Below are 14,564 nucleotides of genomic sequence, written 5' to 3'. Positions count from 1 at the left end.
TTCACGCGCCCCCTTTCTGGACGAGCTCATCCAAGAGCTTCTCCGAAAACAGGTTACCGCGACCCAGCTGCCCGGCAGGATCGAGCTGGAGCTTGAGCCGCGCCGACTCGACCATGGCCTCGTGACCGTACATCGTCTCCAAGAAGCCCGCCTTGATCTTGCCGACGCCGTGTTCTGCGGAGACGGCACCGCCCATGGCCGTGACCTCGGAAGCCCACTGGGCAAAGAGTTCTCCGCCGCGGCGATAATCCTGTGCATCGCGCGGCAGAATGTTCACATGCAGATGGTTGTTACCGATATGCCCCCAGGCGGCAGATTCAAGCCCACTTTCCGCCAGCGTGCGGCGATAGAGGGCGATAACATCGGCCAAGTGCGCGTTGGGCACCGACATGTCCGAACCCAGTTTGGTGATGGTGGGATCCATGCGGCGGCGCTCGTCGATGAGCATGTTGACGCTCTCGGGCACCGCATGGCGGAAGAATCGCTGACACTCGCGATCGACCTCGGCGCGCGCGACCCATGTCGCATCGTCACTGCCGCCCGCAAGCTCCAGTACCCACCCCAAGTGATACAGCTCCTCAATCGCCTGGGCTTCGTCGTCGCAGTCGAGCTCCACGTAGACACAGACCTTGGCGTCTTTGTCGAGCGCAGGCAGCGAGGCAAACGCCGTCGACTGCTCGCGCTGGCGACGTAGAATATCCAGGGCGCCAGCATCGAAGTACTCGATGGCAGCCGCATGGGACAGGACGGGACGCACAGAATCGGTGAAGGACACGGCCTTGTCTTCGCTGTCGAAGAAGCAGCTCACGCCCCAAACGACCGCGGGTGCCACCTGCAGGGCAATCTCGAGCTCGGTGATAACGCCGATTGTGCCACACGCACCGATAAACAGATCGATGGCATCCATATCGTCAGCAACGAAATAGCCCGAAGCATTTTTTGTCTTGGGCATGGTATAGCCGGGAAGATCGAGCTCGAGTGTACGGCCCGCTGCCGTCACGAGCGACAGGTGGCGGCCCTGGGCAAAAGCCTCGCCGCGCCGAAGCTCAAGCAAATCGCCATCAGCCAGCACGACGTGGAGTCCCGTGATATGTGGGCGCATGGGGCCGTAGGCGTAGCTGCGGGCACCGGAGGCGTTACATGCCGCCATGCCGCCCAGACAGGCAGACGCCTCGGTGGGATCGGTGGGAAAAAACTGCTCGGGAGCCTCTTGGAACTCCTCGTAGGCCTCAAGCGATGCCTGGTCCCAACCAGCGGTCGGCAGCACCTTCTTGCTCAGCTGCTTGCGCAGCTCCGAGAGCACAACGCCCGGCTCCACGCGCAGCAGAAATTGGCCTTGTTCATCGCGGCGAAGGCCCAAATAGCGATTCATACGGGAAGTATTGAGGATATGCCCGCCGTGGGGCACGGCGCCGGCGGCAAGGCCGGTTCGGGCGCCCTGAACCGTTACCGGAACACGCTCGGCATGGAGCTTTTCCAAAATGGCACGGACCTCGTTTTCCGTTGTCGGAAACGAGATGCTCGAGGCCTCGCCCGATGCGCGAGATTCATCGCGGCCATACTCTTCGAACTCGTCGGTGAAGGGTTTGATGGTTGCAGACACGCGAACTCCCCCTTTAGCTAACTACAGTGTTTGCAGGGAGATGTTACCGCATCGTTTCGTCGACGTGTTCGAGACCGTCTCCATAATTGGCGTTTTTTACGTTCGTGCAATTCGGCGAGCGGCTTGATTTCCTCGGCAGACGATGCTTTTGACACATATGGCCCCGCCGTCGCCGACCGCGCGATTGTCGCTCGAAAAAAGTTGGAGTATTTTTTGCCGCCTTTTACCTGCGGAGACGCCAATCCGTCAAGCATTTGGTCAGAAATTGGTCAAGTAGCGGCTGATAAGGTCGGCGTCGACAGCCAAAACCGATAGAAGTTTTGGCCCAGAAGCAGGGAGGTTCCCATGGCATATTACTGGCCCCAGTACGGCATCGCCATCGAAGTCGACGACGATCCCCATCTCCTGCCTTTCGACGAAGAGGCATTCCCCGATACGACGGTCTACCACGTTACCACCGATGTGATCTGCGACCCCGAGTCGTTCTCGGCGCTCGCCCACCACATCGCGCATATCCACGACATCGAGCTCCCTCCCGACTTCGACGAGCTCGTCTACTCGCGCCGTCTGATGCTTCACATGCTCTTTGGAGCGGACCCGTCCACCTTTGCGCGCGTCTATACCGCCAAGGATGCCGCATGAGCGCGAAGAAGCCACCCCACTTTGCAGGCCTGGGTCGTCGCAAGAAGCTCATCGTTGCCTGCTTGGCCATCGTCTGTGCCCTTGTCGCCGTAGGACTATACGTTTGGCAGTCGCAGCCCGTACCCGAGGCGGGCGCTTCGGTTACGACGGCCGAGGGCAAAACGCGCCAGGAAATCCAAGATGAGCTCGACGCCATCGTCCGCGACAACATGATGACGATTTCGGTCGCGCCGGTCGCTCAGCTGCAGGAGGACGGCAAACTGCGCGTCAACGTGCAAAACGTCCAAGACAATAAATTTCCCCAGCGATTCCGCGTCATCCAAAACGACGAGACCATGTACGAATCCGGTGTGGTCGAGACCGGCAAGACAATCGAGACGTGCCCCGCCGGCGACATCAAAGAAGGCGAGGCGTACATCGAGATCCAGGCACTCAATGCAAAGACCCTCGACAGCCACGGCAATCCGACACGTGTCAAGGTACGGGTTGAGCAAACCGAGAACTAGCCTTCCGGCCGACACGGCACCGCATGTAATTCACCAGCATTCGTCCAATCATCGCGGGGACGGCCCGCGGCGAATAGAAAGGAACGACCATGGACATCACCAGGAACATGAACGGAGTCAGAGCGCTCGTCGTGGGCACAGGGCTCGCGCTCGCGCTCGCAATGGGCGCCGCCCCGACGCCAGCTATGGCAGCCGGGCGCGTTGGAACCACGAAGGTAATGGTCAGGACCGAGATCGACAACGTTGAGTTCAAAGTTCCGACGGTTATTCCCTTCGTCGCCAAGGCCGACGGCACGCTTCAGGGCCCCTCAGAAGACGCGACCACCATCGACAATCATTCGGCCTACGGCATCCATGTCACCAACATGAAGATCGACGCCATGAACACCTGGACCATTGCTGCCGACGCCAAGGCCGGAACCGCGCAGAACTCCATCGACTTTAAGGTCGGCCCCGACGGCGCGCTCCAGAACGCCAGCGCCGCCGCGCAAGGGACGGGCCTCGATCTTTCCAAGAATGCAGCCTTCGACATGGGCTACCAGGGCATTGCCGGCGGCACGGACAAAATCAAGCTCAAGACAAGCGGAAACGTCGCCCGCGTCACGCGCGACATCTTCCGCGTAACCGGCGAAGGCGATCAGGTTGCGACGATCACCTGGACGGTCGAGCCCGGTGCGCACACGGCATAAGGCCGTCGCCCTGGCCGCCGCCGTCAGCATCCTAGCGTTTGGGCCAGCCATGGCCTTTGCCCAGCAAGAACAGGCGCAGGCCGCCACGCAAGTGACGGTCGACCTCTCGGAGCTCGACCGCGGCGACCGCGAGGAACCGTTGGCGCAGACAGGCGACAGACGATGGCTCTTGGCAGCAGGCGCCACAGCAGCAGGCGCGGGAACCGCCGGCCTCGGTCTGCACATCAAACGCAGCCAGAAACAAAACACGGACAGGCCGCACTAAATTAGCTAAGGAGACCCCATGGCATCGAAGAACCTTTTGCCCGTCGTCGCACTCTGCGGCGCGCTCGCAACCGGAACGCCTGTCGCCGCTTGGGCGACTCCCGTCATGGCAGACTCCTTACCAGTAGCCCTAAGTTCCGCACCAAATCCGTCGAGCGCCATTGCGTGCGAGCGTTTTTCGATCGCACAGGCCGTGATCTCAACCTCGGGATGCCTTCGTCGTAATACGGACGGCTCGATAGTCGTGGATATCAAGCGTTCGAACAAGGCAAACGGCTCCCAGGCGGGGTGCGCCGTCTGCACGTGGCGCTCGGTTGTGCTCGATGCAGATGGCGATCCATGCAATTTAGAGCTGCGCATCGACATCGCTTCGGTCGATGACTCGGCGAACGGAGCGAAGGTCGCCTTCGACGGTGCGTTTTTCGAGAAAGGAGGCGGTATATGTCTGGGCTGCGCCGCCGCGAATGCAGACGATGCGCAGCCCACCCTCTCATTCACGGCATCGTTGCGGCTGACCAAAGCCGGTACCGATGTTATCGCGGCGGGAGAAGCGTCCCTGCTGTTCTACGCCGTCAGCACCAAAGACACAGACGCTCATTTCGAGAAGCCAGCCGGATCACTCAGCCTTACACGAGGGATAGAGGCAGGCCCTATTGAAATCGATGCCCACGCGCAAAGCAGGCAACGCATTCTTGCCGACCCGGCGCTTCTCGAAATGGAGTGGAACGGATCCGGAGCCATCGGAATTCTCCCCTCCGCGTTTGACGCCAAGACGCTCCCCCCAAACGACGAACCCATCAACGCAACCATACAAGAAGAGAGCGCGGACAAAGAAGCAGGTGCGGGCGACACGCCGTCGCCGACAAACAGCGTCCCAGCTTCTTTCGAAGCGCCGAATGAGCCCGCTGCCGATCCAAACAATCCCGAGCTCGCGGACAGTCTGGGGCTTGCTGATCCTCAAGAGATCGATGAAGGTAACTGCTGCGTGCTTGCCGCGCTCGACCACACGGAGGTCATCGACGCTGCGAACATCGAAGTTGCCGCCGCCAATCAGCCCGTCCGCAAGTCGGCTATCATCGCATTTCCTGAATCCATCGAAGTCGTCTTTTTGCCATCGGGCGAGGTCGTGGCCCCAACACTGCTCACCTTGTTGGGCGCCAAGAATACTCGAAACGAAATTAAAAAGGTCACAGTTGTCGACCCTGCAACCACCGCCAAGCTGCGTCTATACGCCGTTGCCGCAAACGGAAGCAAGACCCTGGAATTCGATGGCGACACACTTCTAGCCTGGCGACGTCTGGACATTATGCAAGACGTCTCGTACCAGATCGAGCTCGAAGGGTTTGATCGTGCCCGCGATGCCAATATCATCGCCGCGGCTATTGAATCCCCACAGCGGCTTATGACACTGCGCTTTGAATACTATCCCTATGTCCCGACAACCACCTGAGGCTTAAATGCCGCGCATCATTCCTAATACCACTTATATAACGTATTAGATGAGTCGCGATGTACCTCGCATTTCGTTCTGCTACGATTGCCACGTTGGCATCAATACAGGAGGGCTCATGCCGGGCTTGGGAACAATCATCAACGTTGTGCTTTTAGTTGCGGGCGGTCTTTTGGGATTAGCGGGCGGCCGCTTCATTACACCGCGCATCCAAGACACGCTCATGAAAGCATCGGGGCTGTGCGTCCTGTTTATCGGCCTTGGCGGCACCATGCAAAAGATGCTCCTTATCGATGGGAAGGCGCTAGCGACCACCGGCACCACCATGCTCATCGTCTCGTTCGCCCTCGGCTCGCTCATCGGCGAGGCCATCAACTTGGAGGCCGCCATCGAGAACCTTGGCGAATGGCTCAAGCGCAAAACCGGCAGCGAGGGCGATAACGAGTTCACCAACGCTTTTGTCTCGACTTCACTCACCGTGTGTATCGGCGCCATGGCCATTGTGGGATCGATCCAGGACGGTCTGCTCGGTGACTGGTCAACGCTTGCCCTGAAAGGCGCATTGGACTGCATCATCGTCTGCACCATGACGGCGTCGCTTGGCCGCGGCTGCATTTTCTCCGCCCTGCCCGTCGCCGTGTTCCAGGGGACGATCACGCTGTTTGCCGGCGCACTCTCCCCCATCATGACTACGGCAGCCCTCGACAGCCTTTCGCTCGTAGGCTCCATGCTCATCTTCTGCGTCGGCGTCAACCTCATCCGTCCTCAGACCTTCCGCACGGCCAATATGCTCCCCTCCGTCGTCATCGCCGTCATCTACGCCCTCCTGTTCTAAATCTATCTACGCAGCAGTATCTCGAACACCTGTTTGATGCTGTGCTATGATATGAGGTCACCGAAGCTGCGTTAGGAGAGGAGAAGCGGTGGCCGACCAGGACATCAAGATGCTCATCGAGCGCATTATGGCCGAGGCCCGGACCCATCAGTCCGCCCGCTTCTCAAACGAAATCTACGCAGACGAGCCGATTCTCAAAACCGGCCGACAGATGCAGAACTTCCTCCCCGACCAGTACCGCAAGATGCGTGAGATATCGCGTTGGCAAGAAGACCCCAAGGGCGGCGCGGGCCGTTGGCTTTCGGAAGCCGAGCTTTTCTACCGCCAAGGCCTGCTGATGGCCGACTTTGAGGACGACTGCCCCTACAACGGCACCTTTAAGTCGTACTTTCCCACCTACAACGCCATGAGCGACCGGCAGTTGCGCGGCTACTTTACCTGGCGTGCCCAAGTGCGCCGCGGAACCGTCGAGGAAACGTCTACGTCCTTTGCCTTTCTGTATCTCTATGAGCTGATTTGCGGCATTGGCGTAGATGACCCGCTCGATGGTTTTAACAAGATCAAGGCTTTTTGGGATGTCTATCGCGCCTTTGAACCCGGCATCGACCGGTTCGCACGCGTGTGGCTGCAGGACTATGCCGTGTTCCATGAGCTCGACCCCAAGCTGCTTCGTGACTCTAAAACCGTCATGTTCGATAATGCCCTTATCGAGCTGCGACGCGCGGCACGAGACCTTGTACCAGCACCGGCACCGTCCGGCCAGACCCCCAAGCGTCGCAAAACCTCCGAACCCACGCTCCCCCTTCCGCCCGATGAGGTGCGCGAGGAGCGACTCATGGCCGCCATCAACGCCCTCTCCACGTACAACCTAAGTAACTCGCGGCTCGACCGCAGCCACCACCGCGATCTGCGCCACGTGGCGTGCGCCGTGTATGTCCGTATGGCGCGCTACTATGACACGCACCGAAAGACCGGCATCGTGGCGAGCTTATTTGGGGAGGAGACGGCCATGCCCTACACCATGTTTGCCTCGGCCGTATTCTTTGCGCCCGAGCGCCACGAGGACTGCGAATACCGCCTGGATCCCATCCATATCTACCGTTGCCAAAACGGCTTTTGGGAATGCATGCGTATCCACGGTAGTAGGCAAAAGAGCAGCAAGCTCGGTGAAATGATGCGCGCCTGCGACCAACGCCTGCGCCTGGCGCTGGACCCCGCCCATCCCCTTAAGGAAGAAAAGGTCCCCAAATATCTGGCCAAGATTATCGATGACGAGATTGTGGCATGGCTTTCGTGGGACGCCGCACACCAGCCCGTCAAGATCGATATCGATCTGAGTCAGCTGGGGCACATTCGGAGCGCCGCTGCGCAAACGCGCGAAGCGCTTTTGATCGACGAGGAACGCGAGGACGGCGCGTCCGCAGAAGCCGAGGCAGCGGACTCAGGGCAACCGGAAGCCGGGCCCGTAGCCGACGCGATTGTCGAGGCGGTCGTGGCACCCATTCGGCAGGACTTGACCGACGAGCCGACCATATCCACCGAACAGTTTGGTGTCGTGGCACCGCTTCTCGCGCCAACGTCAGCGTTCGCAGCCGCAGTGCCCGCTGACGCCACGAACGAACTCGCGCCCGCCGCAGACGCCTATCTCCGCGCGCTGCTCGAGCACAACGCAGTACAGGCGGACTCGGCGGTAGTGCAATCGGGGCAGAGCGAGAACATGCTCGTCGATACCATCAACGAGACGCTCTTTGACCTGGTGGGCGACACCGTAATTGAATTTAGCGCGGCAGGGCCGCAGATTATTGAGGACTACGAAGCAGACGTGAGAGGATACCTAGACCATGAGTGATACCGCATCCGCAGCGCCCCGTGTACCCAAACGCGTCGCCGCCGTTATCCTAAACTCGCTCAAGGGCGGCGTGGTCCCGCGCATCGGCCTTCCCTATATCACCGTGGGACGCGAGGTCGAGATTTGCGCCCTGCTCACCGATCTGAGTCTCATCTCCGACGGTGGCGCGAGCTTCCGTTTTTTAGTCGGTCGTTACGGCACCGGCAAGAGCTTTTTGCTCCAGACCATCCGCACGCACGCCATGGGCGAGGGATTCGTCGTCGCCGATGCCGACCTATCCCCTGAGCGCCGCCTGCAGGGCGGCCAGGGACAGGGCCTTGCCACCTACCGTGAGCTCATCCGCAACATATCGACTAAAACGCGCCCCGAGGGCGGTGCGCTCAACCTTATCCTGGATCGCTGGGTCGCCTCGTGTGCCGATGCCGATGAGTCTGCCGTCAATGCCCAACTGGCCCCGCTCGAGGAAATGGTCCACGGCTTCGACTTCGCCCGTATGCTCCGCCGCTACCGCGCGGCCGTATCCGAGGGCGACGAAGAAGCTATGAGCCGCGTGACCAAATGGATCCGCGGCGAGTACCGCACCAAGAGCGAGGCGCGCGCCGAGCTGGACTCCTCGACCATCATCAGCGATGACGATTGGTACGACTACGTCAAGCTCATCGCACGTTTTTTGGTCTGCAGCGGCTACAAGGGCATGCTGGTGCTCATTGACGAGCTCGTGAATCTGTACAAGATTCCCAACGCGATCACGCGCCAATATAACTACGAGAAGATCCTGACCATGTACAACGACACGCTCCAGGGCAAGGCGCAGTACCTGGGCATGATCATGGGCGGCACGCCAACCTCCATCGAAGACCGCCGCCGCGGCGTGTTCTCCTACGAGGCCCTTCGGAGCCGTCTCGCTCAGGGCCGTTTTGCGCGCGATGATCTCAAAGACATGCTCGCGCCCATCATCCGCCTGCAGCCACTCACCTATGAGGAGTTGCTGGTGCTAATCGAAAAACTCATGCAAATTCACGCCGGCTACTTTGGCTGGACGCCCACGCTTACCGAGAACGACTTGGTGGACTTCCTCAAGATTGAGTTTGGCCGCGTGGGAGCCGATACGCACTTGACGCCGCGTGAGGTCATCCGTGACTTTATCGAGCTGCTCGATATCCTGTGTCAGAATCCCGATGCAAACGTGGCTGAGTTGCTGCAAAGCGTCGGCGGCGTCACGCTGGCGCCGGCAACAGCAACAGGCGACACCGGAACCGCAGACGGCGACCGCAACTTCGCCGAATTCACCATCTAACCTGCCAAAAAGGGACAGGTTTATTTTGGTAGGTTTTATCTGGGCGAACGTTGAAGCAGTAATGCAGCAAGCCACTGCTCGCCACGTTGAGAGATTCGCTTTTGAAAGGAGGCCTCATGAACGCCTTTGACCGCTACGCCCCGTTTATCCAAGACTTCATCTACTCCCACGATTGGGAGAGCCTGCGCTCCATTCAGGTTGCAGCGGCAGATGCCATCTTTAATACGCAGGACAATGTGCTCCTGACGGCATCCACGGCTTCCGGCAAAACCGAGGCAGCCTTCTTTCCCATCCTGACCGAGTTTTGGGAGAACCCGCCCGCAAGCGTGGGCGCCCTCTACATCGGCCCCCTCAAGGCGCTCATCAACGACCAATTCGTCCGCCTCAACGACCTATGCGAAGAAGCCGATATCCCCGTCTGGCACTGGCATGGCGATGTCTCGCAGTCACACAAGGCCAAACTCATCAAAAAGCCGAGCGGCATCCTTCAGATTACGCCCGAATCGCTCGAGGCGCTCCTGATCCATAAGCACATGGCGATCCCGCGCATGTTTTGCGACCTGCGCTACGTCGTCATCGACGAGGTTCATTCGCTCATGCGCGGCGACCGCGGCGGGCAGACGCTCTGTCTTATCGAGCGCCTCTCGCGCATGGCAGGCGTGCAGCCCCGCCGCATTGGCCTTTCGGCCACCATCGGCGACCCCGAGCGCACGGGTGCCTTTCTCTCACAGGGAACGGGGCGCAACTGTGTTATCCCCCGCTTTGAAGAACCGCGCCGCGTATGGCGCATCTCCATGGAGCACTTCTACAACTCGGGTCCCCAGGCACAGCAGCGGGGATTCGTAGGCACAGGTCCGCAGGAAGCCGAAGTGCTCGCATGCGAGCGCATCGAGGCGGTGGCGCCCACGGCACTGCCCGCCGGCGCCCAAGACATGCGTCACAGCGGACAGCTCACACAAGAGGAGCGCCGTCAACGTCGTGAGCGGGCACGAGGCAAAGCCGCTCCCAAAGACCGTCGCACTTCCTCGGCCCCCGAGGGCGAAGTCGACATCCCACGAGCGACCGAGCAGGCGCTTCTCAACCCCACCGACACGGCGCCCGACAACGCCGACCCCGGTATGGGCTATATCTTTGAGCATACGCGCGGCCGCAAGTGCCTGGTCTTTGCCAACTCGCGCGAGGAGGCAGAGGCCGTGTGCTCCATGCTGCGTAGCTACTGCGAGAACCGGCACGAGCCCGACCGTTTCCTCATTCATCACGGCAATCTTTCGGCATCGTTGCGCGAGACGGCCGAGGAACTCATGCGCGATGAGGAGCAGGCACAGACAACCGTCACCACCTCTACGCTGGAGCTCGGTATCGATATCGGCCGCTTGGAGCGTGCCTTCCAGATCGACGCGCCGTTTACCGTCAGCTCCTTTTTGCAGCGAATGGGCCGCACGGGACGCCGCGATCTTCCGCCCGAGATGTGGTTTGTCATGCGCGAGGAAGAGCCCGAGCCGCGCACGATGATGCCCGAGACCATTCCGTGGAAGCTCCTGCAGGGCATCGCGCTCGTACAACTCTATCGCGAGGAAAAGTGGGTCGAGCCGCCCGAGCTCGATCGACTCCCTTACAGTCTGCTCTACCACCAGACTATGTCGACACTTGCCAGCACCGGCGAGCTCACGCCGGCAGAGCTTGCCCAGCGCGTGCTCACACTCAGCTATTTCCATCGCATCTCGGCCGATGACTATCGCGTATTGCTGCGTCACCTCATTAAGATCGACCATATCCAGGTCACCGAGGGCGGCGGACTCATCGTGGGTCTCGCGGGCGAGCGCATCATTAACAACTTTAAGTTCTACGCCGTATTCCAGGAAAACGAGGAGTTCACCGTTCGTAGCGAGTCGGCCGAATTGGGCACGATCGTCAACCCGCCACCGCCCGGTGAGCGCATCGCCATCGCCGGACACTGCTGGATTGTCGAGGAAGTGGACTGGAAGCGCCACACCGTCTTTGCCACGCAGGTCAAGGGTCGTGTGCCGGCCTACTTTGGCGACTGCCCCGGCGACATCAATACACACGTACTCGAGCGCATGCGCAAGGCGCTCAACGAGCACGCGGCATATCCGTATCTCATGGGCAACGCACGGGCACGCCTTGCACAGGCTCGTCATACCGCCGAGATTTCGGGCGCGGGAACCAAACCGCTCATTAACCTGGGTGGCGACACCTGGGTGCTCTTCCCCTGGTTGGGCAGCTATGCCTTTCTGGCGCTCGAACGTATGCTCAAGATTAAATGCGCCGCGGAGCTTGGCCTTCGCGGGCTCGATCCGTCGCGCCCGTACTTTATGCAGTTTAAGATGAAGGCCGACGAGGAGACGTTCTTTGAGGTGCTCGCCGCCGAGGCCGAGAAGGACTTCGGCCCCATCGACCTCGTCTATCCTGGCGAGGTGCCTTACTTTGATCGGTACGACGAGTTTGTTCCCGAAGAGCTCGTGCGCAAGGGTTTCGCCGAAGGCGTGCTCGACATCGATGGCATGAAGCAGCGTGTCCGCAGCTGGCGCGACCACGCCTAAGACCAGTCTTTTTGGGACGGGGAGACTTACTTGTCGTGAAGGACGGTGCCGAGGAAGTCGGCGTCGAAGGGCACGGCTTCGGCAAAGGCGTAGTCGCCGTCGCTGGCGATGAGCAGGTAGTTCTCCTCGCCGCCGAACTTCGCATCGCCACATGGGACCACCCAGGCGTGGGCGAATACCTCGAGTGCCGTGGCAGCGCAATCGCGCAGGAACGTCACATCGCTCCCCTCGCTTGCGCTCACGATATTGGCAACGTAGACGCCACCGACATTTAGGCTGCCCCGCACCAAACGCAACGCTTCAACCGTCGCCAGCTCGCGTACGGGCTCGGCACCGCCAAAGCAATCGCTCACGACCACGTCGTAGCGGCGATGGCCCACACTCGTCACACCCAGATACGAGCGAGCCTCAGCAGTAATCACCCGCAAGCGGTCGCCCACCGTGCGCTCCAGCTCGTCCAGATAGAACCAACGGCGCGCCAGGCGCGTAATCTCTCCGTCATACTCGATGACGTCCATGCGCAAGTCCTCGTGCGACATCAGAGCGAACTTAGAATAGGCAAACCCGCCGCCGCCCAGCATAAGCATGCGGTCGATGCCGTGGCCATAAGCGTCGCGCATCGCATCCTCGGCCTCAAACACACCGTCAAATGCACGATAGTACGCAAAGACCGGCTCCGCCCAACGATCGCCAACGTAACTCGCGCTTTGGTAGACGCCACCTTGCACCAATACACGGACTTCGTCGCCGCCCTCGTCGTGCACGCGCTTCACACGCGCCAACCCATTGCGGGTTCGCGCAACCTGCAGACAGGCAGCACGAACAGCGACAGCGGCCGCACCAAGCGCCGCGGCTCCCAGAGCAACGCCGGCAACGACGCCGGCAGAAACACTCGGCTTGTTCATCTAGAGCTCCTTTTGCAGATAAAGGCCATGGTCATAAAATCCAAGATGGCGATAGTACTCGCGTGTGCCAATCGCGCTAATCACGTTGATACGCGCATAACCCGCATCCCGGGCAATCTCGCACGCACGCCCTACGAGCAAACGCCCCAACCCGTGATGCTGCGCCGCCTGGCCCTGGTCGCCCACGCGTGCCGCCATGCCATACACGTGTACCTCGCGAATCATCGCCTCGTCCGGCGTCGTCGGCAACTCGTCCGCATGCGCGGCAACAAACGAATGGTCGGGCAGTGACAACCGCAAAAAGCCCGCGATCTTGCCCCGCGGCGTCACCCACTGCAAAAAGCGCTCGTAAGTCACCGGCGTCTCGTACGCCACTTCCTCATCAAGAGAAAGCTCATCCAAGTCGGCACCCGCGGTACTGATCTCGCGATAGCGAATCTCGCGCACCACTGCGCCTTCTCCACGAGCCGCCAAGCGATTCTCGACGAGCTGACGCAGGTTGGGCTTCTTGTTGCCCACCATAATGTCGTCGGAACTAAAGTCGCGGATCATGCGACTGATACGACAGAACGCCGGCGTCACCACGATGTCGTCGGCTAACACATCGAGCAGCTCTTCCTCGGTATAGGGACGCCACTCGCCGCGCTCATAGCAGCCCACCAGACGCGAGCCCTCGATGAGCGCACACGGGTAGACCTTGACCTCGTCGGGCATAAAGGCCCCCTCGGTCATAAAGCGCTCGTAGTCGCGCTTGTCCCCTTCGGGCGTGGCGCCCAGCAAGTTGAGCATAAAATGCGCGTGAATCTTAAAGCCAAACAGGCGCGCAAGCGAAAACGCCCGCTCGATCTGCGCCACCGAAATGCGACGCTCGTTGATATCGAGCAAATGCTGGTCGAGGCTCTGAATACCCATCTGGATCTTGGTGCAACCCAGGCGGCGGATGAGCGTGAGGGCCTGTGGCGTCACGGCATCGGGACGCGTCTCGATAACGAGCCCCACCACGCGATGCTTCGCCGTCTCGTTGATGCGCTGTTGGCGCTCAAGCTCCTCCATCGTGGCCGTCTGCCACTCGGCGACCTCGCCCCACGGCGTGCCGGGGCCGTACAGACGACGCACCGCGCGGTTATAGCCGCCCACGGCAGCATCCACACGCTCCTGCTCGTCGGCAACGCCGCTCGCAAGCTCAACCTCATCGGTCGCAATACCGACAGCGCGATAGCGTTCGCGTCGCTCCGCCACCACCGGCGGCAGCGCATTGGCAGGAGCATCGTCGAGCAGGCGCCCCGCCTCGGCACGGCTGATACCCGGACGCGCCAACATGGGGTTGGCCGCCACGCCGGCCACGGCATCGTCATTGAGCGCGCGGAAGAGCTCCGACATAAACCACATCTGATACCCTTGCGGATAGTCGCTCCAGGTACCGCCAAGCACAATGAGCTCGATCTTATCGGTCGCATGACCCATCTGCGAAAGCGCGGTCAAACGGGCGCTCACCTGCAGATATGGATCGAAGCAGTTTTGCTCTGCACGGGCACACGCCGGCTCGGCGTGCAGGTAGCTTTTGGGCATGCGCAGGTCGTTGGGGCAAAACAGGCAATCGCCCGAGCACGGCCACGGCTTGGTGATGACGGTAATGGTTGCCACGCCCGAAGCCGTGCGACGAGGCTTCATACGCAGCACCTGCAGCAGTTGACGTTCCAGCTCGGCATCGACATTCCACCCAGCCCAACGAGCCGGCTCCTCACGTTTAACCCGCTGGTAGAACGGCAGCAGACGGCGCTTGGCCAAATCGCGTTTGTCGGCACCCTCACGGCGCGCCTCGGCATGTATCAGTTTGACGAGCGCTTTGTCGTCCACGGTCTCGCCGCGACGCAGGGCCTCGAGTATGTTCAAGATAATCTGTTCCATGTCCCCATTGTAAAGGCAAAGGCGCCGGAGCCGATCTCGGCTTCGGCGCCTTCAT

Annotated in this window: 12 protein-coding genes; 9 read left to right on the top strand and 3 right to left on the bottom strand. The window is 60.6% G+C overall.

Annotated features, from left to right (window positions below):
• Position 1: 1 nt before the first annotated feature.
• A complete protein-coding gene (locus I4W09_RS10670) occupies positions 2-1,603 on the bottom strand; it encodes an FAD-binding oxidoreductase (protein WP_196032205.1) in 1,602 nt (533 codons plus the stop codon).
• Between the two features lie 345 nt (positions 1,604-1,948).
• Between I4W09_RS10670 and I4W09_RS04265 the strand changes: the two genes are divergently transcribed.
• The 9 genes from I4W09_RS04265 (at position 1,949) to I4W09_RS04225 (ending at position 11,696) form a co-directional block, all read left to right on the top strand.
• Positions 1,949-2,245, top strand: coding sequence for a hypothetical protein (locus I4W09_RS04265; RefSeq protein WP_035137058.1), 297 nt, complete (start codon positions 1,949-1,951; stop codon positions 2,243-2,245).
• The gene (locus I4W09_RS04260) at positions 2,242-2,751 is read left to right on the top strand and encodes a hypothetical protein (protein WP_196032202.1); all 510 of its coding nucleotides are present in this window, start codon (positions 2,242-2,244) and stop codon (positions 2,749-2,751) included. The genes I4W09_RS04265 and I4W09_RS04260 overlap by 4 nt, the downstream gene beginning before the upstream one ends.
• A gap of 89 nt (positions 2,752-2,840) precedes the next feature.
• Positions 2,841-3,440 (top strand): hypothetical protein, encoded by a 600-nt coding sequence (locus tag I4W09_RS04255; RefSeq protein WP_035137056.1) that lies wholly within the window; start codon positions 2,841-2,843, stop codon positions 3,438-3,440.
• Positions 3,441-3,489: 49 nt separating this feature from the next.
• Positions 3,490-3,705, top strand: coding sequence for a hypothetical protein (locus I4W09_RS10395; protein ID WP_006234463.1), 216 nt, complete (start codon positions 3,490-3,492; stop codon positions 3,703-3,705).
• An 18-nt stretch (positions 3,706-3,723) separates the two neighbouring features.
• A complete protein-coding gene (locus I4W09_RS04245) occupies positions 3,724-5,154 on the top strand; it encodes a hypothetical protein (protein ID WP_196032196.1) in 1,431 nt (476 codons plus the stop codon).
• 118 nt (positions 5,155-5,272) lie between these two features.
• A complete protein-coding gene (locus I4W09_RS04240; RefSeq protein ID WP_035137052.1) occupies positions 5,273-5,989 on the top strand; it encodes a DUF554 domain-containing protein in 717 nt (238 codons plus the stop codon).
• Positions 5,990-6,077: 88 nt separating this feature from the next.
• Entirely contained in the window at positions 6,078-7,838 is a 1,761-nt protein-coding gene (locus I4W09_RS04235; protein WP_271756757.1) for a TerB N-terminal domain-containing protein, read from the top strand.
• Complete coding sequence (locus tag I4W09_RS04230) at positions 7,831-9,135, top strand: ATP-binding protein (RefSeq protein WP_196032193.1); 1,305 nt, start codon at positions 7,831-7,833, stop codon at positions 9,133-9,135. The genes I4W09_RS04235 and I4W09_RS04230 overlap by 8 nt, the downstream gene beginning before the upstream one ends.
• 116 nt (positions 9,136-9,251) lie before the next feature.
• A complete protein-coding gene (locus tag I4W09_RS04225; protein ID WP_196032190.1) occupies positions 9,252-11,696 on the top strand; it encodes a DEAD/DEAH box helicase in 2,445 nt (814 codons plus the stop codon).
• A 26-nt stretch (positions 11,697-11,722) separates the two neighbouring features.
• Here the strand turns inward: I4W09_RS04225 and I4W09_RS04220 are convergent, their stop codons facing one another.
• Together I4W09_RS04220 and I4W09_RS04215 are read right to left on the bottom strand one after the other, a co-directional pair.
• Positions 11,723-12,601: a spermidine synthase gene (locus tag I4W09_RS04220; protein WP_196032187.1), complete on the bottom strand. Its 879-nt coding sequence runs from the start codon at positions 12,599-12,601 to the stop codon at positions 11,723-11,725.
• A complete protein-coding gene (locus tag I4W09_RS04215) occupies positions 12,602-14,509 on the bottom strand; it encodes an elongator complex protein 3 (RefSeq protein WP_196032184.1) in 1,908 nt (635 codons plus the stop codon).
• Between the last annotated feature and the right edge of the window lie 55 nt (positions 14,510-14,564).

The organism is Collinsella aerofaciens, assembly GCF_015670795.1.
Lineage (GTDB): Bacteria > Actinomycetota > Coriobacteriia > Coriobacteriales > Coriobacteriaceae > Collinsella > Collinsella aerofaciens_Q.
The sequence above is the reverse complement of the archived record's forward strand: the minus strand, read 5'-3'. Positions and strand labels throughout refer to the sequence as shown.

Coding starts and splice junctions, on each gene's coding strand:
- I4W09_RS04230 (WP_196032193.1), top strand. CDS start 7,831: ATGAGTGATACCGCATCCGCAGCGCCCCGTGTACCCAAACGCGTCGCC.
- I4W09_RS04215 (WP_196032184.1), bottom strand. CDS start 14,509: ATGGAACAGATTATCTTGAACATACTCGAGGCCCTGCGTCGCGGCGAG.
- I4W09_RS04240 (WP_035137052.1), top strand. CDS start 5,273: ATGCCGGGCTTGGGAACAATCATCAACGTTGTGCTTTTAGTTGCGGGC.
- I4W09_RS04260 (WP_196032202.1), top strand. CDS start 2,242: ATGAGCGCGAAGAAGCCACCCCACTTTGCAGGCCTGGGTCGTCGCAAG.
- I4W09_RS10395 (WP_006234463.1), top strand. CDS start 3,490: ATGGCCTTTGCCCAGCAAGAACAGGCGCAGGCCGCCACGCAAGTGACG.
- I4W09_RS04255 (WP_035137056.1), top strand. CDS start 2,841: ATGGACATCACCAGGAACATGAACGGAGTCAGAGCGCTCGTCGTGGGC.
- I4W09_RS04245 (WP_196032196.1), top strand. CDS start 3,724: ATGGCATCGAAGAACCTTTTGCCCGTCGTCGCACTCTGCGGCGCGCTC.
- I4W09_RS04220 (WP_196032187.1), bottom strand. CDS start 12,601: ATGAACAAGCCGAGTGTTTCTGCCGGCGTCGTTGCCGGCGTTGCTCTG.
- I4W09_RS04225 (WP_196032190.1), top strand. CDS start 9,252: ATGAACGCCTTTGACCGCTACGCCCCGTTTATCCAAGACTTCATCTAC.
- I4W09_RS04265 (WP_035137058.1), top strand. CDS start 1,949: ATGGCATATTACTGGCCCCAGTACGGCATCGCCATCGAAGTCGACGAC.